Source organism: Pantoea sp. X-Soil-TKNS-1280 (assembly GCF_059730475.1).
In genome coordinates, this window is record NZ_AP035963.1 from 236649 (window position 1) to 260468 (window position 23820).

Consider the following 23820-nt stretch of genomic DNA (forward strand, 5'->3'; position numbering starts at 1 on the left):
CCGCTATCGTTTTAGCGATAAAGTTTCAGGTTTCCCGTCAGACGGGTAATTTTTTTCTTTGGCCCGATTAATCCCATCGCCACCAGCTCAATCTGCTCGCTATGCGCGGTGGCGATGCGTTCACCATATTCATCATAAGTTTTACAGGATTGCGCCAACGCACTAAAGGGCATACTAAAGATCTCCGGGTCTGTGCCACTGATTTGCTGTAGTTCGCGCAGATAATTACCCTCTGCCAGCAACACTGGCAGCGGGGCATAAATCACCCCAGGGTAAATGAAACCATCCTGGCTGCACATATCCGGCCCCACCAGATTACCGATTAATTTGCCAAAACTGATGCCAATCACGCTGGCAGCATTCATCGCCAGCCAGGCGGGTAACTGTTGATCAATGACCAGGGTGCAACGATGCACATTTGCGTCGAATTCCATTTTTTACTCCTGCGTTTGCTGAAGGCGATATTGTGCGTGAGCTGGCCGGAAAAGTGCTTGCTGAATAACCCTGGATTTTTCTAAATTAAGGCAGAATCTGCCCGTATATGATTACAGAAAGAAAGGATAATTCTCTTATGGCTCTCAGCAAGACAGATGTCAGGATTCTCGAACAGTTACAGCGCGACGCGCGAATGACCAATCAAACTCTCGCCGACACCCTTGGTCTGTCCCCGTCACCGTGCTGGCGCAAAGTGCGCAAGCTGGAAGAGGATGAAGTCATTCAGGGATATCGCGCGGTACTTAACCGCAAGAAAATTGGTCTTAGCATGATGGTGTTTGTCCGCGTCACTATCGACAGCCACAGCGAGGCAGAGGCGCGCAAGTTTGAGGCAGAAGTGACCGCACTGGATAACGTCGTTGCCTGTTACAGCATCGGTGGCGATGCTGACTTTTTATTGCAGGTGGTCGCTGCCGATATGGATCGCTATGCTGATTTTGCCATGTCGGTGATTCGGCGCTTGCCGGGTATTAAAGAGATGCAAAGTATGTTTGTGCTGAAGGAAATCAAGGCTCAGTCCGCCTGGCCGATTCAGGCCACAGATTAGCGTTAGCATCTGTGTTACATCTTTTGCGTAAAGCACTCACAGAAAGCCAAAGGTTGTTGTATAGTCCGCTTCTTTTTTCGGAGGAACCATGCTGACCAACTCATCCACCCGCCTTAATAAATACATCAGCGAAAGCGGCATTTGCTCGCGTCGCGATGCCGATCGTTACATCGAGCAGGGTAACGTTTTTATCAACGGTAAACGTGCCACTGTGGGTGCTCAGGTGTTTGCCGGTGATGAAGTTAAAGTGAATGGTCAGCTGATTGAACCTCGTGACGCCGACGATCTGGTGCTGATTGCGCTGAATAAACCGGTGGGCATCATCACCACTATGGAAGAAGGCGAGCGCGATAACATCAGTGATTTCGTCAACCATAGCAAACGCGTATTTCCGATTGGCCGACTGGATAAAGATTCGCAGGGACTGATTTTCCTCACCAACCATGGTGATTTGGTCAACAAAATCCTGCGTGCTGGCAACAACCACGAAAAGGAATATGTGGTGACGGTTGATAAACCGATCACAGACGAATTTATTGCCGGTATGGGCGCGGGTGTCCCCATGCTCGGTACCGTGACCAAAAAATGCAAAGTGAAGAAGGAATCGACCTTTGTGTTTCGTATCACGCTGGTGCAGGGGCTTAATCGTCAGATCCGCCGCATGTGTAAACATTTCGGCTTTGAAGTCACTAAACTGGAGCGCACCCGCATCATGAACGTCAATCTGAAAGGATTGCCGCTCGGTGAGTGGCGCGATTTGACCGATGATGAATTGATCGACCTGTTTAAGCTGATTGAAAACTCGTCTTCAGAAGATAAGGCAACGAAAAAAGCCCCGGCAAAGACCAGCAACGCGAACAAACCCGTGAGCAATGGCCCGAAGAAAGGCGACAAAGCAGAAGCTCATCCGGCATCACGCAAGCGTTTTACCCAGCCAGGACGGAAAAAGAAAGGGCGCTAAGCCGGTCGGAATGTCAGCCCATGCTGACATTCCACATTATCTGCTGGCACTGTTTGATCGTTGGAAACATAATTTACACTTGGTTCTATCATCCTGTTAATACCTCCCAAACAAATTACTACTACTTTTCCTAATTTTCCCGTAATTCCTTTACTCATGATGAAATTATTTTATAACTGTCTTACTGGCGATTTTTTAATTCTTATAAACTCGTCAAGTGTTAAGGAGGATTGATGAAAATTGTAGTGAGTAGTGATGGTTACCCGGAAAAAAGAAACATAATGGTGGATTCTGAAAGCAATTATGTGAATTTGAAAAAGAAAAACATATATCTTTACATCAATGCCCTGCGTCAGAAATTTTTGAAGAAAAATAAGATATTTGTCTTTCAACCTGTTCCCGGTCTGGCAGCGAATGATGCGGATATCATTCATCTTTTTAATGAAGTTGCCCGAACGTCGGACCGCTGGGTCTCGACCTTCGAAACCGAAATTCCACGTGTCCTGCCAGTTGCAGGTGTAGCCAAAACAGACAATCCCGAACTTCATAATCTGATGCAGCTTGCGGCCCGTAAAGAGTGCATCCAGTTGATTGCCATTTCCGAAGCCACCAGCAATATCCAGCTGAAGTTGCTGGAAGCCTTCCCGGCGGTAAAAGATGTTATCGCGGCGAAGCTATGCGTGATGCACCCACCGCAGCCTTTACTGACGGATAAAGGACGTGAAGTCACCGGAGAGAAAGTCACTTTTACCTTTATCGGCAATGAGTTTTACCGCAAAGGTGGGGCCGAAGTGGTGATGGCGTTTTCTGAACTGGCAAATGAGGGGATCATCAATGTTGATCGTATCAAGGTGAATATCATTGGTGATCTGTCACGCAAACATAATATAGCCCACCGTCAATATCAGGATCGCGAGGAATTCTACAGTCAAATCGAAGGGTTAATCAAAAAATGGTCTTTCTTCCAGCATTCCGGGTCATTACCCAATTCGTCTGTCATTGCATTATTAAAAGAGACGGATGTTGGCCTGCTTCCCACCTGGCAGGACACTTACGGATTTTCCGTGCTGGAAATGCAGGCGTGTGGCTGTCCGGTAATAACTACCAATGTGCGTGCATTACCAGAAATTAATCCACCGACCACCGGCTGGCTTATTGATTACAAACTGAATGATATGTATGAATTTACCGTCGATTCAGAGCAAGCTAAACAGACAATCAGGAATACCGTGGTCAGCCAGCTAAAAGGATATATTGCTGATGTCCTGCATGACCCGGAAAGTATCAACCAGCGCTCAGCGCAGGCAATATTGAGGATCCGCCAGCAGCATGATCCTCAAACCTTCAAAAAGCGGCTGAAAGAGATTTATTTATCTTAGAGCCAGACAAAAACCGAGGGATCAGGCTGCGGCCAGTCCCTCCAGTCTTGCCACGATGTCGTCCGACAGTTGCAGCCCGGCGCTTGCCAGATTCTGTTTTAGATGTTCTGGCGAAGAGGTGCCCGGAATCAGCAAGATGTTCGGCGATCGTTGCAGCAACCATGCCAGAGCGACCTGCAAAGGTGTTGCACTCAGCTCGTTTGCCACCGCCGTCAACTGTTCTGATTGCAACGGCGAAAAGCCGCCAAGCGGGAAGAAGGGCACATAAGCAATGCCCTGTGCTGCCAGGTGATCCACCAGCGCATCATCCTCGCGGTTAGCCAGATTGTAGAGGTTCTGTACACAGGCAATGGGAGTCATGGCCTGGGCATCCGCCACCTGTTTCGCCGTAACATTGCTTAAACCGATATGTCGAATCAGCCCGCGTTCTTTGAGTTTGATAAGTGTAGTGAGTTGTTCCTCCAAAGAACCTTCAGCCGGACCGTGCACATCAAACATGGCGCGCAGATTCACCACATCCATCACCTCAAGACCCAGATTGCGCAGGTTATCTTCCACTGCCTGTGTCAGCTCCGCTGGGGTAAAAGCCGGTAACCAGCCGCCTTGCTGATCACGCCGCGCGCCGACTTTAGTCACAATCACCAGATCCCCGGCATAGGGATGGAGCGCTTTTTTGATGAGCTGATTGGTGACATGGGGGCCATAGAAATCGCTGGTATCGATATGATTAACACCGGCATCAATCGCCTCTCGCAGCACCTGTAAGGCGCGCCCTTCATCTTGTGGCGGACCAAACACGCCCGGCCCGGCCAACTGCATGGCACCATAGCCGAGACGATTCACGTTGCGGTCGCCGAGTGGGTAAGTCATTACGGGATGAGACATAAGAACCTCCGTCATAGGGTGTCTGAAGATTGTAACGGTGGGTGGGCTGTGCAACTATCCGGTGAAATCAGGACACAATGTACGGAGTGGCGCACAATGTCATTAGATATTGCCTTATTACACGCCGTGGTGGCGGTAGCCAAAGCCGGAGGTTTTCGCGAAGCTGCTCGCATGACCGGCAGCAACCCTTCGCGTTTGAGTGATGCCGTGCGACGTGCTGAGCAGCAACTGGGCGTGCGTTTATTTAATCGCACAACCCGCACCGTCGCGCTGACCGAAGCGGGCAGGGCCTTGATGGCTCGCCTGCTACCGGCCATGAATGAGGTGGATGCGGCGCTCGATGCATTGAACCGTTTTCGTAACACGCCGGGTGGCACATTGCGCCTGAATGTGCCAGTGAGTGCCGCACGCCTGGTGCTTCCAGGGATTGTGCCAGGTTTTCTGCAACGCTATCCGGATATTCAGCTGGAAATCGTCGCCGAAAGTAACGTGCAGGATATTTTTCGCGACGGCTGCGATGCCGGCATCCGTTATGACGACCATCTGGAGCAGGATATGGTGGCGCTGCCAATTGGACCACGCACCCAGCGCTTTGCCGCGGCGGCGGCGGCTGGTTATCTGGCGCAATATGGCATCCCGCAACATCCCCGCGATCTGATGCAACATCGTTGCCTGCGCGGTCGTTACGCCACAGGCGTGATGGCGGAATGGGAGTTTGCCCGCGACGGTGAAAACCTGCGCCTGCAACCCAATGGTCCCTTAACCTGTAGCATTGGGGCGGCGATGGATTTAACTGTGCAGGCGGCCATCGCCGGTGTGGGCATCGTTTATTTGTTTGAAGATTGGTTACAACCGGCGTTCGCCGGTGGGCAGCTACAGCCGATACTGGCTGACTGGTGGCTCAGTTTTTCCGGGTTATGGCTTTACTATAACGATCGTCGCCTGATCCCCGCCCCCTTACAGGCGTTTATCGATTATGTGCGTGAAATGAATGACAACTCAGCCAGACAAAATTGCTATTCCTGAACTTTTGCGCTGCGTGGTATACCAGGTGGGTGCTATGTATTGAAATAACAGTTAAACAGGGATAATCGTTGGAGGTTTTTTCATGCAGTCGTCTTTTCCCCTCGTCTCGCGCAACACTATCAGCCAGATTTCACCCTCGCTCATCCGCGAAATTGCCAATGAAGGGATGGATCGTCCCGATATGCTCGCCTTCTGGTTTGGCGAATCCGACAAACCCACGCCACAGTTTATTACCGATGCGGCTATTACCTCGCTACAGCAGGGGGAGACCCGGTATATCCAGAATCTCGGGCGACCCTATTTGCGCCAGGCGTTGTCCGATTATCTGAGCCAGCTGCATGGTCATACTATCAGCAGCGATCAGCTGGCGATTACCAGTGCCGGAATTAACGGCCTGATGCTGGTGGCGCAAACGGTGCTGTCACCGGGGGATAAGGTGGTGGCAATCACGCCAGTGTGGCCGAACGTGGTAGAGATCCCGCAGATCCTCGGTGCTTCTGTCGAACGTGTGGCGTTGACAGTGCAAGATGGCGCGTGGGCGCTGGATATGGACCTGTTACTGAGTGCGCTGACGCCTGATGTGCGTATGCTGATTATCAACTCACCAGGTAACCCTACCGGCTGGACCATCACCGATGAGGAAGTTCAGACGATACTCGCACATTGCCGTAAACACGGTATCTGGATCCTCAGTGATGATGCCTATCAACGCTTGATCTATGCCAGCGACCGCCATTACGCGCCCTCATTTCTGGATTATGCGACGCCGGAAGATCGATTGATTTCAGTAAATACCTTTTCCAAAGCCTGGCTGATGACCGGTTTTCGCGTCGGCTGGGTAGTGGCTCCGCCATCCATCATTGATGCTCTGGGTAAACTGATTGAGTTCAATACCAGCTGTTTGTTCGAACCTTGCCAGCGTGCAGCCCAGGCGGCGCTACTTGGCGGTGAAAGTGGAATCATCAGCCTGCGCGCCGAGCTGACGCACAGCTATCAGTTTTTGGTAAATGGCCTGCGGCAATTACCGGGCGTAAGCGTGCCGGAAAGCGGTGGTGGTATGTATGCGTTCTTCCGCATCGAAGGATTTGACGATACCACCACGCTGGCGAAACGGCTGGTGCGGGAAAGCGCTCTGGGTCTGGCACCGGGGGCCGCATTTGGTCCTGAAGGAAATGGCTGGCTACGCTGGTGCCATGCGGTTTCGTCAACGGACAAGTTGCAGCAGGGACTGGCACGGTTGAGTGAGTTTCTGGCACGGAATCGTTAAAGCGCAGGAAAAAGTCGATCGTGATTCCCGCAGGTGTTCCAATCAGGTTTGGAAAAGCGCGTCCATGAAATAGTCATATCATTGTTTTGGTCAATAAAAAACCGGGAGCGGTTACCCGTTCCCGGCTTTTTGTATCACGCAAAAATTATGCGTCCAGCAACTGATCCGCAGTCTTTTCCACCAGCGCCAGCAGGACTTTGACATCCTCAAGCGTAACGGTTGGGTTAAGCAGCGTCAGCTTCAGGCAGGTGATACCATCCGCTTCGGTTACACCCACGTTGGCGCGGCCCGATTCCAGCAGGGCATCGCCGATACGCTGGTTGAACAGCGCAACTGCCGCATCACCACTGGCAGCCAGCTGCTCAGGACGGAAGCGGAACAGCACGCTTGCCAGCTGTGGCTGCATGACCAGCTCGAAACGTGGCAGGTCAGCAACATATTTTGCCACTTCCTGCGCCAGCGTGACGCCGTGATCGATAATCGCCGCGTACTGTTTCTGCCCCAGCGCTTCCAGGCCCATCCACAGTTTCAGCGCATCAAAGCGACGCGTGGTTTGCAGTGATTTGGATACCAGGTTCGGCACACCTTGCTCTTCGTCGAATTCAGAGTTCAGGTAAGCGGCCTGATAGCGCATCAGCTCGTAGTGACGTTCGTCTTTCAGCAGGAACGCACCGCAGCTGATGGTCTGGAAGAACTGTTTGTGGAAGTCCAGAGTGACGGAATCCACCAGATCCAGGCCATCGAGGTAATCACGATACTTCTCTGACAGTAACAGGGCGCCGCCCCAGGCTGCATCAACGTGCACCCAGATATTGCGCTCAGCCGCAATACCTGCAATTTCACGCAGTGGGTCAATCGCACCGGCATCGGTGGTGCCTGCGGTGGCTACAATCGCCAGAATCTGTTCACCGTTGGCGTCCGCCTGCGCCAGCTTGGCTCGCAGGTCGTTAACATCCATACGGGCGAAACGATCGGATTTCACCTGAACCACCGACTGGTAGCCGTGACCCAGCAGAGCCATGTTCTTCTGCACCGAGAAGTGGGCATTTTCGGAGCACAGCACTTTGATCTTACGCAGATCACCAGTGATGCCATCCTGCTGCACGGAGTGACCCTGGCGCGCATAAAACGCATCACGCGCCAGCATCAGGCCCATCAGGTTGCTCTGAGTACCACCGCTGGTGAAGACACCCGCGTCACCAGCCGGATAGCCTACCTGCGCACGCAGCCACTCGATCAGTTTGATCTCGATGACGGTGGCTGACGGGCTTTGGTCCCAGGAATCCATACTCTGGTTAGTCGCGTTAATCAGCACTTCTGCCGCCTGGCTAACGACCAGGCTTGGGCAGTGCAGATGCGCCACGCACTGCGGGTGATGCACCGACAGGCTGTCTTTCAGAAAATATTCAATGGCGCGTTCAATCGCGGCCTGGTTGCCCAGGCCATTCGGATTGAAGTCGAGCTTGATACGCTCACGCAGTTCGGCAACCGTTTTGCCCTGATACATCTCGGGCTGCTTCAGCCACTGCACAACCGCGGCGCTGCTCTGGGCAATCGCCTGCTGGTACGCTTCAATACTTTGGGCAGAAGCGGCCAGGATCGGGTTTACTTCAGTCATCTAACTCTTCCGGATCAAACAGGTTTGATGCCTGCGCCCAGAAGCGCCTGCTCAAATTTATCAAGGAAAATAGCCAACTCATCGTTGGTGATCAGCAGCGAAGGCAGCAGACGCAGAACCGCGCCATGACGTCCACCACGCTCCAGAATCAGACCCGCTTCGAAGCATTTTTTCTGCAACAGGGCAGACAGCTCACCATCAGCCGGGTAAGCACCCATGTGGTCAGCGGCTTCATTCGGTTTAACGATCTCAATACCGATCATCATGCCCAGACCACGAATATGGCCGATTACCGGGTAACGCTTCTGCATTTCAGCCAGCTGCGCTTTCAGCCATTCACCCTGTGCAGCAACTTTGCCTGCGATATCCTGTTCTTTCAGGATTTTCAGGGTGGTCAGCCCGGTAGCCATTGCCAGCTGGTTGCCACGGAAGGTGCCAGTGTGGTGACCCGGTGACCAGGCGTCGAACTGTTTCTTAATGCCCAGCACGGCCAGCGGCAGACCGCCACCCACAGCTTTTGACATCACGATAATATCCGGCTCAATGCCAGCGTGTTCGAAGGCGAAGAATTTACCGGTACGGGCAAAACCAGCCTGGACTTCATCAAGGATCAGCAGAATGCCGTGTTCCTGAGTCACTTTGCGGATACGCTGCAGCCACTCTACCGGTGCCGGGTTCACACCACCTTCACCCTGAACGGCTTCCAGGATCACAGCAGCAGGTTTGCGCACGCCGCTTTCAACGTCGTTGATCAGGTTTTCGAAGTAGTAGGTCAGCGCTTTCACGCCAGCTTCACCACCGAGGCCCAGCGGGCAACGGTACTGATGCGGATAAGGCATGAACTGGACTTCCGGCATCATGCCGTTAACCGCTTCTTTCGGTGACAGGTTACCGGTTACCGACAGCGCACCGTGGGTCATACCATGGTAACCACCAGAGAAGCTGATCACGCTGCTACGGCCAGTCACTTTTTTCGCCAGTTTCAGCGCAGCTTCAACCGCGTCGGCACCAGAAGGGCCTGTGAATTGCAGGCAATATTCTTTACCCTGACCTGGCAGCAGTGACAGCAGGGATTCAGAGAACTGATCTTTTAAGGGAGTCGTCAGATCGAGTGTATGTAACGGCAAGCCGCTGGTAATGACATTTTGAATGCTTTGCAGAACTTCCGGGTGGTTATGACCCAGAGCCAAAGTTCCTGCGCCAGCCAGGCAGTCAAGATATTGTTTATTCTCAACATCGGTAATCCATACGCCATTCGCTTTGGCAATCGCTAAAGGTAATTTGCGCGGGTAACTCCTGACATTCGATTCGAACTCAGCCTGACGGGCTAAGAACTCGTCGTTGTTTCCGTTGAATGAGTTGGCACCAAAATTATCAATACGGACTTTATCCGTCATCATATCTCTCCTACAACCGACGGCGGGAAAAGCGCACCGGTTGGTTAATTGAACAAAAAACTATCAGCTGTGAAAAAAACGCGGCCAATATAGAGCCTTTTACCCTGGGGGGCAATGATTAATTTTGTTTAGAATTGTTTATTACTTCTATATACGAATCAGGGATTTGCTGAAGAAATGGCCGATTATTTTATCATGGACGTATGACGTGCTTATTAAATAATCGAGTTAATAAAAAGACTTATGCCAGCGAGAGATAGCCACGGACCGAAAGCAATGGGGCGAGAAAAACTTCGCTGCCACAAAATTCTGGAAATTAAGCCAAATAAAAGGCCGCCACAACAGGCGATAATAAGCACAATCGGTAAAGGCTCCCAGCCCAGCCATGCGCCTAGTGCGGCCAGTAATTTTGCATCTCCCATCCCCAGCGCATCGGTATGGCGCAGCCTTCGATAACCCAATGACAGTAACGCCAGGCTGGTATAGCCCGCTACTGCGCCGGACACGGCGGCGTCCAACGTACCAGGGAGGAAGGCGAAGCAATGCAGGAGTAAACCGCCCCATAATAAAGGCAGGCTAAGTGCATCGGGCAATAAGTAGTCGCGGATATCAATGATCGACAACGTCAGTAGCGTCCAGCTTAGCAACAACGCTGCCAAAAGCAGCGGAGTAAACGGCAGTAAGCTGCACATCACCAGGCTTAATAAAGCAGTAACCAGTTCAATCACCGGATAACGGATGCTGATTGACTGGTGACAATGACGACATTTACCGCGTAACAATAGCCAGCTTAACAAGGGGATATTGTCGTACCAGTACAAAATGTTTTTACAACCGGGGCAATGCGAACGGGAAGGGAAAGGGTCAGAACCTGAGTCCGGATTGAGTAGACGTTGTGGTAATCGGTAAGCAATAACATTAATAACGCTGCCAGCGCACAGTCCAGCGATCAACCCATAGCACCATTCCATGTGCAACTCCTCACCTTGTTTTTTCAACCCTATTCCAGCTGGGCAGCGAAGGCGAGGACAACATCACGCATACAGCAAGTTACATAGAGTTTTCAGACCCGGGTCTGACAATCTTCAGCAAGCAGTGGCCGGGGTCACTGCTGTTGCTTAAACATTTGGATCGCTTCCTGCACATTGCTGGTTTCCAGCTGCATGACGCGCGCATTGTCCAGAAATACATCATAGTGTCCGGCGTTGTAGCGAAACACATAAAGCGCACCGCGGAAGCGCAATCCTTTTGTTTTTACGCCAATATGATGACGACGCAGCGCGGCTTGTGAGAGACGGTCGGTATCGGTTTTCACGGCAACTACCTCCGTGCCTGTGGTTAAGTAAAAGCTAAGTAAATCAGCATAATAGAATTTCCTTAGTTTTCCCTTAAGAACAGTATAGTTAATCTCCTAAACAGTTGTTTTCAGAAACATCACAGCTTCATCAATACCGGTTTAATCGTTAAGCCGCAGCGATGAATCGTCGTGTAACCCCGATGGCACCTCATTTTTTCCCAGCAGAAAACAGCGTGATCTGACTCCGGTTTTTCTACAAAGCTTCAACGTTAGTCTGAAAAGTGACTGCATCTGCACTCTATTTAATGTTCCGTTAAGTTTTCCATCGTATTTTGGTCTATAGAGAAACAACCTAATGTCTCTAATGCTTTCAAAATGTGAGAATTATTTGCGAAGTCCAACATGCTGTACTAATTGTTTATCTGGTGAACTCATAGAGATATAGCCCGTTAAACATAACATTTTCATATCATCATTCTGGCTATGTTTTTTACCCTTACGAAGTGAAAGGCATTACACATTAAGGAAGCTAATCCATGTCTTTTCTCCCATTCTCTCGCCCTTCGCTGGGTGAAGAAGAATTAGCAGCGGTTAAAGCGGTGTTTGAATCCGGCTGGATTACCACCGGTCCACAATGTGCCGCCCTGGAGCAAGCCTTTTGCCAATTGACCGGCAACCAGCATGCGATCGCCGTCTGTTCTGCCACAGCAGGTATGCACGTAACCCTGATGGGGCTGGGCATTAAGCCAGGCGACGAAGTTATTACCCCCTCACAGACCTGGGTTTCAACCCTTAACATCATCACCCTGATGGGTGCGACGCCAGTGATGATCGATATTGATCGTGACACGCTGATGGTTACGCCTGAGCAGGTTGAAGCGGCTATTACACCCCGCACACGTGCCATTATTCCCGTCCACTACGCGGGTGCGCCGGCCGATATCGATGCGATTCGTGCAATCGGCGAGCGTCACGGCATTACGGTAATCGAAGATGCTGCCCATTCCGCTGGCACCCTTTACAAAGGTCGTCACGTCGGGCATGTCGGTACAGCCATCTTTTCACTTCACGCCATTAAAAATATTACCTGCGCCGAAGGTGGCGTGGTGGTGACGGATGATGCCGACCTGGCAGACCGCATTCGCAGCCTGAAATTTCATGGTTTGGGTGTTGATGCTTACGATCGCCATACCCACGGGCGCAGGCCGCAGGCTGAAGTGATCATGCCCGGCTTTAAATACAATTTGCCCGATATCAGTGCCGCCATTGCGTTGGTACAACTGAAAAAACTGGCTGACATCAATGCCCGTCGCAAAGCCATTGCAGAGCGCTACCTGACTGAACTGGCTGATACGCCGTTCCTGCCGCTGGCATTACCCACATGGTCACATCAGCACGCCTGGCATCTGTTTATTATTCGTGTTGATGAGGCGCGTTGTGGTATCAGCCGTGACGGTTTGATGGAAGCGCTGAAAGCCGTAGATATTGGTACTGGCCTGCATTTCCGTGCCGCCCATACCCACAAATATTATCGCGAGCAGTATCCGCAACTGTCCTTGCCTAATACTGAATGGAACAGTGAGCGCATCTGCTCCATTCCGCTGTTCCCTGATATGACTGATGATGATGTTGAGCGGGTCATCAAAGCGCTGCGCACGCTAGCCGGAGTCTGAAATGCTGGAAGAAAAACCGATTCGTAAAGTGTCCGTGGTGATCCCGGTCTACAACGAACAAGAGAGCCTGCCGGAGCTGATACGCCGCACCCACGCTGCTTGCGACACCATTAATCTGGAGTATGAAATCCTGCTGGTCGATGACGGCAGCAGTGACCGTTCCGGGGAAATGATCGCCGATGCTGCCGATATGCCTGGCAGTCACGTGGTTGGCGTGTTGCTCAACCGCAACTATGGTCAACACTCCGCGATTATGGCGGGTTTCAGCCATGTCACCGGCGATCTGATTATCACCCTGGACGCGGATTTACAGAATCCACCGGAAGAGATCCCGAATCTGGTCGCCGCTGCCCTGCAAGGGTACGACGTGGTAGGCACCGTCCGCCAGAACCGGCAGGACAGCTGGTTTCGCCGCCGGGCATCCCGCACCATTAACCATTTAATTCAACGTGTGACGGGCAAAGCCATGGGTGATTACGGTTGTATGCTGCGAGCGTATCGCCGTCATATCATTGATGCCATGCTGAATTGCCACGAGCGCAGTACCTTTATTCCTATCCTGGCAAACACCTTTGCCCGCCGCACCATTGAGTTACCGGTTAAACACGCTGAGCGCGAATTTGGTGATTCCAAATATAGCTTTATGCGTTTGATTAACCTGATGTACGACCTGGTGACCTGTCTGACCACCACGCCGCTGCGTCTGTTGAGTGTGGTGGGCAGCATAATTGCGCTGGCCGGTTTTGCCTTTTCTTTAATTTTGATTGTGTTGCGCTTATTCCTCGGCGCAGCCTGGGCAGGCGATGGCGTTTTTATGCTGTTTGCCGTGCTGTTTATGTTTGTTGGCGCGCAGTTCGTCGGCATGGGACTTCTCGGCGAATATATTGGCCGGATTTACAACGATGTCCGCGCTCGTCCGCGCTACTTTATTCAACGTGTTATCCATCCGCAAAAAGATGCATCTGTACAGGAAATTGAGCAATGAAAACCATCGTCTTCGCCTATCACGACATGGGCTGTGCAGGTATTAATGCCCTGCTGCAATCTGGCTTCGAGATTAGTGCTATCTTCACTCATCCGGACGCGGCTAATGAAAACCACTTCTTTGGTTCGGTTGCTCGTATCGCCGCAGAACAGGGCATCCCGGTCTATGCCCCGGATGATGTCAATCATCCGTTATGGGTTGATCGCATCAAAGCGATGGAGCCGGAAATCATTTTCTCGTTTTACTACCGTAACCTGCTAAACGACGAAATTCTCAACAGCGCCCGTCTCGGTGCTTATAACCTGCACGGGTCTTTGCTGCCGAAATACCGTGGACGTGCGCCGCTGAACTGGGTACTGGCCAATGGCGAGAGCGAAACCGGCGTAACCCTGCATCGTATGGTAAAACGCGCCGATGCCGGGGATATCGTGTCTCAGGTTCGTGTTCAGATCGACGAGCAGGACAATGTGCTGACGCTGCATCGCAAGCTGGTGCTGAGCGCCACCCAGCTGCTGGAAAGCGTATTGCCAGCGATGAAACGCGGCGAGATCAACGCCCAACCGCAGGATGAGAGCGAAGCCACGGTGGTTGGTCGCCGCACTCCGGAAGATGGACGTATCGACTGGTCACGTCCTGCGCAGGAAATCAATAACCTGATTCGTGCTGTCACCGATCCCTGGCCTGGCGCTTTTGGTTATGCCGGCACCGTGAAATTTATCGTGTGGAAAGGGCGCGTTCATCCTGCTGCACACGGTGCCAAACCAGGCACCGTATTATCGGTTGAACCTTTCCTGATCGCCTGCGGTGAGGGTGCGCTGGAAGTGATCACCGGACAGAGCGAGAACGGCGTCTATATGAACGGCAGCCAGCTGGCGCAAAGCCTCGGCATGGTGCCGAGTGCGTTGCTCTACTCTAAGCCGGTTGCTGCGGTGAAACGTCGTACACGCGTGCTGATCCTCGGTGTGAATGGTTTTATCGGTAACCACCTGACTGAACGTTTGCTGGAAGATGACAACTTCGAAGTTTACGGCCTGGACATCAGCTCTGATGCGATCAGCCGATTCCTGGGTCACCCGAGCTTCCATTTTGTTGAGGGTGATATCAGCATTCACTCAGAGTGGATTGAGTATCACATCAAGAAATGTGACGTGGTGCTGCCGCTGGTGGCGATCGCCACGCCAATTGAGTACACCCGCAATCCGCTGCGCGTATTCGAACTGGATTTTGAAGAAAACCTGAAAATCATCCGTGATTGCGTGAAATACAAAAAACGCATCATTTTCCCGTCCACCTCAGAAGTATACGGCATGTGTACCGATGGTCATTTTGATGAGGATAACTCCAATCTGGTGGTGGGACCGATCAACAAACAGCGCTGGATCTACTCCGTATCCAAACAGCTGCTGGACCGCGTGATCTGGGCCTATGGTGAGAAAGAGGGACTGCGTTTTACCCTGTTCCGTCCGTTTAACTGGATGGGTCCGCGTCTGGATAACCTCAATGCCGCACGTATCGGCAGCTCGCGCGCTATCACCCAGTTAATCCTTAATCTGGTGGAAGGTTCGCCGATCAAGCTGATTGACGGCGGCGCGCAGAAACGTTGCTTTACCGATATCCGTGATGGCGTGGAAGCGTTGTTCCGTATTATCGAGAACAAGCAAAATAATTGTGATGGACAGATTATCAATATCGGTAACCCGGATAACGAAGCCAGCATCAAAGAACTGGCCGAGCAGTTGCTGGCGAGCTTTGAACGCCATCCGCTGCGCAGCCAGTTCCCGCCGTTTGCCGGTTTCCGCGAAGTGGAAAGCAGCAGCTACTACGGTAAAGGTTATCAGGACGTTGAACATCGCAAACCGTCGATCAAAAACGCCCGTCGTCTGCTGGGATGGAAGCCAGAAGTGCAGATGGATATCACCATCGACAACACCCTCGACTTCTTCCTGCGCACTGTTGAGTTGCAGGCTGAGAAGTCATGAAAAAAGTAGGCTTGCGCGTTGATGTCGATACCTGGCGCGGTACACAACAGGGTGTACCTGCGCTACTGGAACTGTTTAGTCTGCATCAGGTGCAGGCCAGTTTCTTTTTCAGCGTCGGGCCGGACAACATGGGACGCCACTTGTGGCGTCTTATGAAGCCGCGCTTTTTATGGAAAATGCTGCGTTCACGCGCAGCATCGCTGTATGGCTGGGACATTTTGCTGGCCGGTACCGCCTGGCCGGGGAAGCAAATTGGCCGAGGTCTGGAGGAAATCATCAGCGCGACGGCGGATCATCATGAGGTCGGCCTGCACGCCTGGGACCATTTTGCCTGGCAAACCTGGGCAGGGGTGTGGCCGGAGCAGCGATTAGTCGAAGAGATTGCCCGTGGAAAGCAAGCACTGGAAGCGATAATAGGTGACAGTGTCACTTGTTCGGCGGTGGCTGGCTGGCGTGCCGATAGCCGGGTTGTTGAAGCAAAACAACAATTTGGCTTTCGTTACAACAGCGATTGTCGTGGTACCCGACCGTTCCTGCCGCGTCTGAGTGACGGTACGCTGGGTACGGTGCAGATTCCGGTGACGTTACCCACCTGGGATGAAGTGGTTGGTCCAAAAGTCAGCGCGATTGATTTTAATGACTACCTGCTTGATCATCTGCGCGATGCAGGAGATTCCGCGGTTTACACTATCCACGCCGAGGTGGAAGGGATTGTCGGGCATCAGGCGTTTGCAGAATTACTGACCCGGGCGGAAAAGCTGGGCATTCAATTCTGTCCGCTCAGTGAACTGCTACCTGACGATTTAAGCACGTTGCCAATTGGCAACATCGTGCGCGGACAAATTCCCGGACGCGAAGGCTGGCTCGGCTGCCAGCAAGAACAATACAGGTAACCACGGATGCGTACTGGCACCAAAACGGCTCTGCTTCTGTTTGTATTTGCGCTTTATTACCTTATCCCCATCGAATTCCGCGCCTTATGGCAACCAGATGAAACCCGTTATGCGGAGATCAGCCGGGAAATGCTGGTCAGCGGTAACTGGGTGACGCCGCACTTTTTTGACCTGCGCTATTTCGAAAAACCGATAGCGGGCTACTGGGTGAATAACCTTGGGCAACTGCTATTTGGGCATACGAATTTTGGCGTCCGTGCTGGCTCCATTATCAGCACCACGCTCTCGGCACTGCTGGTGTTCTGGCTTGGCATCCGGTTATTCGCCAACCGGGCGGTGGCATTGAGCGCCAGCATCATTTTCCTCACCTCGCTGCTGGTTTACGGTGTCGGTACCTATGCGGTGCTCGATCCGATCCTGACGTTGTGGCTGGTAGCAGCCATGGCGAGTTACTGGCTGGTCGCTCAGGCCAGTGACACGCGGCAGCGGCTCGTCGGCTACGTTTTGCTGGGTGTCGCCTGTGCCATGGGTTTTATGACCAAAGGATTTCTGGCGCTGGCGGTGCCGGTGCTGGCGATTCTGCCCTGGGCCATCGCGCAACGTCGATTTGGCGAGCTGTTGCGCTTTGGCCCGCTGACTGTGCTGGTCGCGGCGCTGGTCAGTGCCCCCTGGTCACTGGCGATTTATCGCCAACAAGGTGATTTCTGGCATTACTTTTTCTGGGTTGAACACATCCAGCGCTTTGCTGAATCTGATGCGCAGCATAAAGCACCATTCTGGTATTACCTGCCGGTGCTGCTGGCGGGTTCACTGCCGTGGCTGGGGCTGCTGCCAGGCGCACTGATTCAGGGGTGGCGTCAACGTCGTCAGCAGGCGGGGTTAAGTTACCTGCTGAGCTGGGTGCTGATGCCGCTGCTGTTCTTCAGCATTGCCAAAGGTAAACTGCCAACCTACATTCTTTCGTGCTTTGCGCCACTGGCGCTAATGATGGCGCACTACGCACATAGCATGACGCCGCAGGTGATCAAAGCGCTGAAAGCGAATGCCTGGATCAACATCGTGTTTGGCGGCATCGCGGCCCTGGCACTGGTTGTGGTGCTGGCACCGTGGGGCGTTGCACACCGTCCTCCTTTCAGTGTGACTGAGCATTATAAGCTGCTGCTGGGTGTGCTGGCCTTTGGTGGCTGGGGCCTGGCGGGTGCGTTGAGTCGTCGCAACTGGCAGCTGGCCGCGTTTTGCCCACTGGTACTGGCGCTGGTGATTGGGTTTGCCATCCCGGACAAGGTGCGTGATTCCAAACAACCCCAGAGCTTTATGAATGTGGTCGCCGGGCAGCTGGCCGACAGCCGTTACATTCTGGCTAATGGACCTGGCATTGCTTCTGCAGTGGCATGGCAAGTGCAGCGTAGCGATATTTTTCTCTACGATCAGCAGGGGGAAGTGGAATACGGCTTGCATTATCCGGATGCACAGCAACGTTATGTATCAGCGGATGCCTTCGCTAACTGGCTGGCCGAGCATCGTCAGCACGGTAAAGTTTCACTGGTGCTGATGATGTCGTCTGTCAATGCTGACCCGGATCCCGGTTTGCCGAAACCGGATTATGTTTATCGCCAGGGGCGACTGGTTTATTACGGGTATAATTCGCTGCCATGAGCCTTTTATTGATCCTGGTGGTTAGCCTGTTGAGCTGCATCGCGCAGCTTTGCCAGAAACAGGCGGCATATATTGGCAGACGCTACGGCAAGGCACGTTTACTGATGTGGATTGCGCTCAGCATGTTGTTGCTGGGCGTGGCCATGCTGATCTGGCTGGCGGTACTGCGCCTGGTTCCCGTTGGTGTGGCCTATCCGATGCTTAGCCTCAACTTTGTGCTGGTCGCCTGCGCCGCCCGTCTGATCTGGCGGGAAACGTTCACCGCGCGTCAGATTTTTGGCACCTTGCTGATTGTGGCAGGCGTGGCGCTGATGGGAAGTCATCTATGAAAGGCTATGGACTGGCGTTATGTAGCGTGGTGCTGGTGTCACTGGCGCAATTGCTGATGCGTAGCGCGATGCTGCAATTTCCGGCGTGGCCGGATGTTCTCACCCCGATACTCTGGCAGCATCCGCAACCGCTGGTATTCCTGTTTATTGGTTTGAGCGCATATGCACTGTCGATGCTGTGCTGGATGCTTTCTTTGCGTCATCTGGCACTGAGCCGGGTCTATCCATTGCTCAGTATCAGTTATGTGCTGGTATGGTTGGCGGCGATCTCATTGCCGGTGTTTGGCGAAACCTTCCGCTGGAGCAGTCTTGCTGGCGTCGGATTGATTGTTGCCGGTCTGCTTTGCGTCTCCCTGCCAGGCAAAAAATAATCTCAAGGCGGGCATCGTGGATGCCCGAATGGGATAGATTTTTTGTCTAATTTTATATATTTTGTCATTTCAGGGCCAGGCGCTTGACCTGGTTGCTTCAGCGTACTCATTCCGCAGGAGATGTCCGTGAAATTGACCCCCGACTGGCTTCATCAACTTGAAACGCCTTTTTTACTGATCGACGAAGCGCGTTATCAGCGCAATATTGATCGGTTATATCAGCGTGTCACCAACCTTGGCAGCGTAGTCCGCCCGCATCTGAAAACGCTGCGCTCGGTGGCTGCCGCATCTTATCTCCTGAAAGATCATGAACATCCGGCAACGGTATCCACCCTGGCAGAAGCTGAGGGTTTTGCGGCGGCGGGGTATCGCAATCTGCTGTATGCGGTTGGTATCGCGCCGCATAAACTGCCGCGCGTGGCGCGCCTGATGCAGCAGGGCGTGGATCTGCATATCCTGCTGGATACGCCCGAACAGGCGCAGGCGGTGACGGAGTTCGCCCACCAGCATGACGTTATTTTTTCAGTTTTTATCGAAATCGACTGCGATGGGCACCGTGGTGGCATTCCTCCAGAGAGCGAGGAGTTGTTGCAGATAGCACAGCAGCTGGAAGGCAAGGGCGCGGTGGTGCGTGGACTGCTGGCCCATGCCGGTGAATCTTACAACTGTCGCAGTGAAGAGGCGATTCGTGCGGCTGCGCGTAATGAGTGCGACGCCATTCGCCTCGCCGCGCGTCGGGTTCGCGAGACGGGCATTGCCTGTCCGATTCTCAGCGTCGGCGCAACGCCCACTGCGCATTACGCTGAAGAACTTGAGGGCATCAGCGAAGTGCGCGCCGGTGTGTTTACCACTTTTGATTTGGTTATGCATAACGTCGGTGTCTGCCAAAAGCAGGACATTGCCCTGTCGGTGGTGAGCACGGTGATTGGTCACAACGCTGAGAAAAACTGGGTCTTTGTCGATGCCGGTTGGATGGCGATGTCGCGCGATCGTGGCACCGCAGCGGGCCCGGTGGATTATGGTTACGGGCTGGTGTGTGATATGCAGGGAAACCCGTTAGATGTCTGTCTCAGCACCACCAATCAGGAACACGGTATCATCGCTTTACCCGCAGAGGGAAGCCTGAGCGTGCAGGACTTCCCGGTGGGTTCTCGCGTGCGTATTTTGCCGAATCACGCCTGTGCCACTGCCGCTATGCATCAGCAATATCAGGTGTTACAGGCGGAAAATGACCAGCCGTTAAGCTGGTCGCGTATTATCGGTTGGTGATTATGTGACGTTGTCACGATGGCGGTGCCTGCAGTGCCGCCCTGACAACATCAATGTTGCTGCCACTCCTGATATTCTGCGTTGCGCCGACCTGGTGCGGTTTCCGGCAGTCGCAGCAGGCCAATCACGGAAATCACGCCCAGTACCGCCACATAAATCGCCAGACCATACCAGTGTCCACCGGTTGCCTGCAGAATCTTCACCGCCACCAGTCCCAGCACGCCGCTGCCGATCAAAGAACCGACCTGCCAGATCACCGCGATGCCGCTACAGCGAATATGGGTGGGAAACAGTTCCGGGAACCAGGAGGCCTGCGGGGCGTAACACATGCTATGGCCCAGCGTCAGCGCCACAATCATGGCGATTTGCGTCAGCCAGTAGCTGTTTTGTGACAGAGCGAGGAAGAACGGCACGATAGATAACACGATGAGCAACGCACCAATCATATACACCGGTTTGCGGCCGATTTTATCGGACAACGCGCCCATCAGCGGGATCGAGAACACTTCCAGAATCACCGCAACGATCATGCTATTCATCAGGATACCGGCATCGATCTGGTTGGCTTTACCCCATGCGAGGATGATCACCGTGAACAGGGCAAAAGCGCAGGCTTCGATCAATTTGGCCGCCACGCCGTTGATCACCAGGCGCGGATTTCCCTGAATCACTTCTTTCAGTGGGCGTGACTCGGCTGCTTTAGTGGCACGAATGGCGGCAAAGACCGGCGATTCATCAATACGCAGGCGAATAAACAAGCCAACAATCACCAGCAGCGCGCTTAACAGGAAAGGTACGCGCCAGCCCCAGGCCATCATCTGATCGGCAGATAACGCAGCGTTAAGGATGGCAAACAACGCCAGCGGCAGCAGAAAGCCGACTGGTGCGCCAATCTGCACCCAGCTGGCAAAGAAACCCCGGCGCGAAGATTGTGAATATTCCGCCGTCATCAATACGGCCCCGGCCTGTTCACCACCCACGCCAAATCCCTGCAACAGACGAATCAGAATCAGCAACGCTGGTGCCCACAGACCAATTTTTTCGTAGGTTGGCAGCAGCCCGATACAGAACGTCCCCAGGCCGACGATCAGAATAGTCGCCACCAGCGCTTTTTTACGACCAACTTTATCGCCGATATGACCAAACACGATGCCGCCAATCGGACGCGCCAGAAAACCTACCGCATAAGTGGCGAAAGCGGCGAGGGTACTGACGAGGGGATCGTGGCTGGGGAAAAACAGATGGCCGAAAAACAGTACCGCAGCAGTACCGTAAGCGAAGAAATCGTAATATTCCGCCGCAGTGCCTATGGCTGATGCCCCGGCAACCCGTTTAATTAATGAGGTATCTGTTGTCTGAGAAGCCTGGGTCGAAGTTACAGCAGAGGAAGACATAATTATTACCTGCAGGTGAGTTTTGTCCTACTACCATACAAGAATAGTTATGCGGTCTGATGAGAAAACGATCACATCTTAAGTAAAAAACAGCCCAATATCGCACCAGGTTGTAGTGGCACAATTTATTGCGCTATTGGACCAACAAAAATGGATATTTTCAACGACGCTCCATAAATGACGGAAGAGCAGGGACCGGCAGCACCGAGAGAACTTTCAGGCGTTGCAGGGTACGAACCTGCGCACGTTCGAGATGGTCGCGCAGACAAGCCGCGGCCAGCTCCCAGTTGCCTTTCAGCAACATTTCGTACACCAGGCTGTGCTCCTCCAGCATCGCGGTTTCCACCGGGATGGCGAGCAAGTCATAAAAGATACGGGTGACAATAAAGGGGGATTGATTCTGTCGCAGAATCTGCATCATCAGTTTATTGCCTGCCGGTTCGAGGCAACGCACGTGCAGATCTTCCTCCAGCAATTCCAGCTCGGCGGCTGTCAATTGTTTGCCTTTGAATTTCTGCGCTTTTTCCAGTGATGCCGTCAGCCAATCCACCGCCAGATGACGGCCTGCTTTGCGTAACGCCGTAGGTTCAAGGCTGGCGCGAATTTCAAAATGGTCGGCAATTTCACGCGCGGTCAGCGGACCGGTCAGCCACTGGGAATAGGGCTCTTTTTCCACCAGGCCCTTATCACGCAGACGCATCAGGCTTTCGCGGATCACCGCGCGGCTGATGTTGTAATGCTGCGCCGCTTGCTGCTCATCCACCTGATAACAACCAAACACCATAGCGGTGGAAAGCACTACCTGGAGGTTCTCCAGCACTTTCTCCCCGGTACTGCGGGTATCCACCAGCGCTTCCTGCTCATCCAGCCCAAGTAATTCGCGCGTCAGGGCGATGCGCAGCGGTTCCACTTCCTGCGCTTCCTTCGCCACAATAAAGCCACGGCCTTCGAAACGGGCAATCAGCCCCTCATCATGTAACAAACTCAGTGCACGGCGAACCGGCACGCGGCTGGTGCCAAACAGCTGCGCCAGCGGGCCTTCCAGTAATACCAGACCTTGCGGCACGCGTTTCTGCTTCAGCACGGTATATAAAAGCTGGCGAATAACTTCATAGCGCGCAGAGGCGGTTTCTTCTGTCGCTGCCGGGGAGCTTTTTGTCCGCATTGTCATTTCATCGGTCCTGTTTTCATCGCGCTACATTATCACATCCTGACGGGCTGCAAAGCCGCGAGCGCGGAGGCACAGTTCTGGTGCAACTCGCACAATAATGGATCATAACTACAAATGTACATCTTTAAAATGTCATCTCAAAAACGTCACTACCACAGCATTTATCATTATACAGATTATTCAAACCATTGATTAAATTATATTAATTTTCAATCATCATACTGCCTCCCCTCCGTCCTAAAGATCCTGGCATCCCTATTGCAAATACTAAATGGATATTTATTTAAATGTACATTTATGGAGTTGCAGATATGGCCAAAGAAATCCTTTGCGCATTTGGTGTGGATGTTGATGCCGTTGCAGGCTGGCTCGGTTCGTACGGCGGGGAAGATTCGCCGGATGATATTTCACGCGGGCTGTTTGCCGGTGAAGTGGGCGCACCACGTTTGCTGAAGATGTTTGCCGAGCAAAACCTGCGTACCACCTGGTTTATTCCAGGGCATTCCATTGAAACCTTCCCGGAACAGATGAAAGCTGTGGTGGATGCCGGACACGAAATCGGTATTCACGGTTACAGCCATGAAAACCCCATCGCCATGACACCGGCGCAGGAAGAAGCGGTGCTGGATCGCAGCATCGAACTGGTCACTCAACTGGCGGGTAAACGTCCTACCGGTTATGTTGCGCCCTGGTGGGAATTCAGCAATGTCACCAATGAGTTACTGCTGAAGAAAGGGATCAAGTATGACCACAGCCTGATGCATAACGATTTTCATCCTTACTACGTTCGCGTCGGGGATCGCTGGACCAAAATTGACTACAGCCAGCATCCCGATGCCTGGATGAAGCCGCTGGAGCGTGGCACAGAAACTGATCTGGTGGAGATCCCTGCCAACTGGTATCTCGACGATCTGCCGCCAATGATGTTTATCAAAAAATCCCCCAACAGCCACGGCTTCGTCAATCCACGCCATCTGGAAGAGATGTGGCGTGACCAGTTTGACTGGGTCTACCGCGAAAACGACTACGCCGTCTTTACCATGACTATCCATCCCGATGTATCCGGTCGTCCGCAGGTGTTGTTGATGCTGGAGCGTCTGATTCAGTACATCCGCAGCCATGAAGGCGTGCGTTTCGTGACTTTTGACGAAATCGCCGATGACTTCAAACAGCGCCGACCGCGCTAAGCAGTAGCACAGACCCGTAGCGGCGCGATTTATCGCGCAGA

22 protein-coding genes are annotated in these 23820 nt (G+C 52.9%); 14 read left to right on the forward strand and 8 right to left on the reverse strand.

Annotated elements, in window-relative coordinates; translation table 11 throughout:
- Nucleotides 1–11 precede the first annotated feature (11 nt).
- On the reverse strand, nt 12–434 hold the full coding sequence (locus AC6I8X_RS21115) for a DUF2000 domain-containing protein (RefSeq protein ID WP_497841366.1): 423 nt from the start codon (nt 432–434) through the stop codon (nt 12–14).
- Nucleotides 435–571: 137 nt separating this feature from the next.
- Here AC6I8X_RS21115 and AC6I8X_RS21120 point away from each other — a divergent pair, with 137 nt between their 5' ends.
- The 3 genes from AC6I8X_RS21120 (at nt 572) to AC6I8X_RS21130 (ending at nt 3382) form a co-directional block, all read left to right on the forward strand.
- Nucleotides 572–1042: an Lrp/AsnC family transcriptional regulator gene (locus tag AC6I8X_RS21120; protein WP_299449990.1), complete on the forward strand. Its 471-nt coding sequence runs from the start codon at nt 572–574 to the stop codon at nt 1040–1042.
- 88 nt (nt 1043–1130) lie between these two features.
- Nucleotides 1131–2003: a 23S rRNA pseudouridine(2604) synthase RluF gene (gene rluF, locus AC6I8X_RS21125; protein WP_497841367.1), complete on the forward strand. Its 873-nt coding sequence runs from the start codon at nt 1131–1133 to the stop codon at nt 2001–2003.
- 233 nt (nt 2004–2236) lie between these two features.
- Nucleotides 2237–3382, forward strand: a complete 1146-nt coding sequence (locus tag AC6I8X_RS21130) for a glycosyltransferase family 4 protein (RefSeq protein WP_497841368.1) — start codon at nt 2237–2239, stop codon at nt 3380–3382.
- Nucleotides 3383–3403: 21 nt separating this feature from the next.
- Here the strand turns inward: AC6I8X_RS21130 and AC6I8X_RS21135 are convergent, their stop codons facing one another.
- On the reverse strand, nt 3404–4267 hold the full coding sequence (locus tag AC6I8X_RS21135; RefSeq protein ID WP_497841369.1) for an aldo/keto reductase family oxidoreductase: 864 nt from the start codon (nt 4265–4267) through the stop codon (nt 3404–3406).
- A gap of 96 nt (nt 4268–4363) precedes the next feature.
- Here AC6I8X_RS21135 and AC6I8X_RS21140 point away from each other — a divergent pair, with 96 nt between their 5' ends.
- Both AC6I8X_RS21140 and AC6I8X_RS21145 read left to right on the forward strand, forming a co-directional pair.
- Nucleotides 4364–5293, forward strand: a complete 930-nt coding sequence (locus tag AC6I8X_RS21140; protein ID WP_497841370.1) for a LysR substrate-binding domain-containing protein — start codon at nt 4364–4366, stop codon at nt 5291–5293.
- 82 nt (nt 5294–5375) lie between these two features.
- Entirely contained in the window at nt 5376–6560 is a 1185-nt protein-coding gene (locus AC6I8X_RS21145; RefSeq protein WP_497841371.1) for a pyridoxal phosphate-dependent aminotransferase, read from the forward strand.
- A 145-nt stretch (nt 6561–6705) separates the two neighbouring features.
- Here AC6I8X_RS21145 and AC6I8X_RS21150 read toward each other — a convergent pair whose 3' ends face one another.
- The 4 genes from AC6I8X_RS21150 to AC6I8X_RS21165 form a co-directional block, all read right to left on the reverse strand.
- Nucleotides 6706–8178, reverse strand: a complete 1473-nt coding sequence (locus AC6I8X_RS21150) for a pyridoxal phosphate-dependent decarboxylase family protein (protein ID WP_313683493.1) — start codon at nt 8176–8178, stop codon at nt 6706–6708.
- A gap of 14 nt (nt 8179–8192) precedes the next feature.
- Entirely contained in the window at nt 8193–9578 is a 1386-nt protein-coding gene (locus AC6I8X_RS21155; RefSeq protein ID WP_208717685.1) for a diaminobutyrate--2-oxoglutarate transaminase, read from the reverse strand.
- A 212-nt stretch (nt 9579–9790) separates the two neighbouring features.
- Nucleotides 9791–10546 carry a prepilin peptidase gene (locus AC6I8X_RS21160; protein WP_497841423.1) on the reverse strand — a complete coding sequence of 252 codons (756 nt, stop codon included), beginning with the start codon at nt 10544–10546 and terminating at the stop codon, nt 9791–9793.
- Between the two features lie 134 nt (nt 10547–10680).
- Nucleotides 10681–10890: a hypothetical protein gene (locus AC6I8X_RS21165; protein WP_084880970.1), complete on the reverse strand. Its 210-nt coding sequence runs from the start codon at nt 10888–10890 to the stop codon at nt 10681–10683.
- A 518-nt stretch (nt 10891–11408) separates the two neighbouring features.
- Here AC6I8X_RS21165 and arnB point away from each other — a divergent pair.
- From arnB to AC6I8X_RS21205, 8 genes are all read left to right on the forward strand, one after another.
- Complete coding sequence (arnB, locus tag AC6I8X_RS21170; RefSeq protein WP_299449965.1) at nt 11409–12545, forward strand: UDP-4-amino-4-deoxy-L-arabinose aminotransferase; 1137 nt, start codon at nt 11409–11411, stop codon at nt 12543–12545.
- A 1-nt stretch (nt 12546) separates the two neighbouring features.
- Nucleotides 12547–13530 carry an undecaprenyl-phosphate 4-deoxy-4-formamido-L-arabinose transferase gene (arnC, locus tag AC6I8X_RS21175; RefSeq protein WP_313683495.1) on the forward strand — a complete coding sequence of 328 codons (984 nt, stop codon included), beginning with the start codon at nt 12547–12549 and terminating at the stop codon, nt 13528–13530.
- Entirely contained in the window at nt 13527–15509 is a 1983-nt protein-coding gene (gene arnA / locus AC6I8X_RS21180) for a bifunctional UDP-4-amino-4-deoxy-L-arabinose formyltransferase/UDP-glucuronic acid oxidase ArnA (RefSeq protein ID WP_497841372.1), read from the forward strand. The genes arnC and arnA overlap by 4 nt, the downstream gene beginning before the upstream one ends.
- A complete protein-coding gene (arnD, locus tag AC6I8X_RS21185) occupies nt 15506–16402 on the forward strand; it encodes a 4-deoxy-4-formamido-L-arabinose-phosphoundecaprenol deformylase (protein ID WP_313683497.1) in 897 nt (298 codons plus the stop codon). The genes arnA and arnD overlap by 4 nt, the downstream gene beginning before the upstream one ends.
- Nucleotides 16403–16408: 6 nt before the next feature.
- A complete protein-coding gene (gene arnT / locus AC6I8X_RS21190) occupies nt 16409–18058 on the forward strand; it encodes a lipid IV(A) 4-amino-4-deoxy-L-arabinosyltransferase (RefSeq protein WP_313683498.1) in 1650 nt (549 codons plus the stop codon).
- The gene (gene arnE, locus AC6I8X_RS21195) at nt 18055–18387 is read left to right on the forward strand and encodes a 4-amino-4-deoxy-L-arabinose-phosphoundecaprenol flippase subunit ArnE (protein ID WP_299449956.1); all 333 of its coding nucleotides are present in this window, start codon (nt 18055–18057) and stop codon (nt 18385–18387) included. Before arnT ends, arnE begins: the two co-directional genes overlap by 4 nt.
- Nucleotides 18384–18758 (forward strand): 4-amino-4-deoxy-L-arabinose-phosphoundecaprenol flippase subunit ArnF, encoded by a 375-nt coding sequence (gene arnF / locus AC6I8X_RS21200; RefSeq protein WP_299449955.1) that lies wholly within the window; start codon nt 18384–18386, stop codon nt 18756–18758. Before arnE ends, arnF begins: the two co-directional genes overlap by 4 nt.
- 120 nt (nt 18759–18878) lie before the next feature.
- Nucleotides 18879–20027, forward strand: a complete 1149-nt coding sequence (locus AC6I8X_RS21205) for a DSD1 family PLP-dependent enzyme (RefSeq protein WP_497841373.1) — start codon at nt 18879–18881, stop codon at nt 20025–20027.
- Between the two features lie 50 nt (nt 20028–20077).
- On the opposite strand, the gene AC6I8X_RS21210 is transcribed toward AC6I8X_RS21205, so the two are convergent.
- Complete coding sequence (locus AC6I8X_RS21210; RefSeq protein ID WP_497841374.1) at nt 20078–21421, reverse strand: MFS transporter; 1344 nt, start codon at nt 21419–21421, stop codon at nt 20078–20080.
- A gap of 160 nt (nt 21422–21581) precedes the next feature.
- A complete protein-coding gene (locus tag AC6I8X_RS21215; protein ID WP_084880960.1) occupies nt 21582–22592 on the reverse strand; it encodes a GntR family transcriptional regulator in 1011 nt (336 codons plus the stop codon).
- A 311-nt stretch (nt 22593–22903) separates the two neighbouring features.
- On the opposite strand from AC6I8X_RS21215, the gene AC6I8X_RS21220 reads away from it, so the two are divergent.
- Nucleotides 22904–23779, forward strand: coding sequence for a polysaccharide deacetylase family protein (locus tag AC6I8X_RS21220; protein WP_313688001.1), 876 nt, complete (start codon nt 22904–22906; stop codon nt 23777–23779).
- Nucleotides 23780–23820: the final 41 nt, after the last annotated feature.

Coding starts and splice junctions, on each gene's coding strand:
- AC6I8X_RS21155 (WP_208717685.1), bottom strand. CDS start 9,578: ATGATGACGGATAAAGTCCGTATTGATAATTTTGGTGCCAACTCATTC.
- AC6I8X_RS21140 (WP_497841370.1), top strand. CDS start 4,364: ATGTCATTAGATATTGCCTTATTACACGCCGTGGTGGCGGTAGCCAAA.
- AC6I8X_RS21150 (WP_313683493.1), bottom strand. CDS start 8,178: ATGACTGAAGTAAACCCGATCCTGGCCGCTTCTGCCCAAAGTATTGAA.
- AC6I8X_RS21220 (WP_313688001.1), top strand. CDS start 22,904: ATGGCCAAAGAAATCCTTTGCGCATTTGGTGTGGATGTTGATGCCGTT.
- arnT (WP_313683498.1), top strand. CDS start 16,409: ATGCGTACTGGCACCAAAACGGCTCTGCTTCTGTTTGTATTTGCGCTT.
- AC6I8X_RS21120 (WP_299449990.1), top strand. CDS start 572: ATGGCTCTCAGCAAGACAGATGTCAGGATTCTCGAACAGTTACAGCGC.
- arnA (WP_497841372.1), top strand. CDS start 13,527: ATGAAAACCATCGTCTTCGCCTATCACGACATGGGCTGTGCAGGTATT.
- arnB (WP_299449965.1), top strand. CDS start 11,409: ATGTCTTTTCTCCCATTCTCTCGCCCTTCGCTGGGTGAAGAAGAATTA.
- arnC (WP_313683495.1), top strand. CDS start 12,547: ATGCTGGAAGAAAAACCGATTCGTAAAGTGTCCGTGGTGATCCCGGTC.
- AC6I8X_RS21160 (WP_497841423.1), bottom strand. CDS start 10,546: ATGGAATGGTGCTATGGGTTGATCGCTGGACTGTGCGCTGGCAGCGTT.
- AC6I8X_RS21130 (WP_497841368.1), top strand. CDS start 2,237: ATGAAAATTGTAGTGAGTAGTGATGGTTACCCGGAAAAAAGAAACATA.
- rluF (WP_497841367.1), top strand. CDS start 1,131: ATGCTGACCAACTCATCCACCCGCCTTAATAAATACATCAGCGAAAGC.
- AC6I8X_RS21115 (WP_497841366.1), bottom strand. CDS start 434: ATGGAATTCGACGCAAATGTGCATCGTTGCACCCTGGTCATTGATCAA.
- arnE (WP_299449956.1), top strand. CDS start 18,055: ATGAGCCTTTTATTGATCCTGGTGGTTAGCCTGTTGAGCTGCATCGCG.
- AC6I8X_RS21145 (WP_497841371.1), top strand. CDS start 5,376: ATGCAGTCGTCTTTTCCCCTCGTCTCGCGCAACACTATCAGCCAGATT.
- AC6I8X_RS21215 (WP_084880960.1), bottom strand. CDS start 22,592: ATGACAATGCGGACAAAAAGCTCCCCGGCAGCGACAGAAGAAACCGCC.
- arnF (WP_299449955.1), top strand. CDS start 18,384: ATGAAAGGCTATGGACTGGCGTTATGTAGCGTGGTGCTGGTGTCACTG.
- arnD (WP_313683497.1), top strand. CDS start 15,506: ATGAAAAAAGTAGGCTTGCGCGTTGATGTCGATACCTGGCGCGGTACA.
- AC6I8X_RS21210 (WP_497841374.1), bottom strand. CDS start 21,421: ATGTCTTCCTCTGCTGTAACTTCGACCCAGGCTTCTCAGACAACAGAT.
- AC6I8X_RS21135 (WP_497841369.1), bottom strand. CDS start 4,267: ATGTCTCATCCCGTAATGACTTACCCACTCGGCGACCGCAACGTGAAT.
- AC6I8X_RS21205 (WP_497841373.1), top strand. CDS start 18,879: ATGTCCGTGAAATTGACCCCCGACTGGCTTCATCAACTTGAAACGCCT.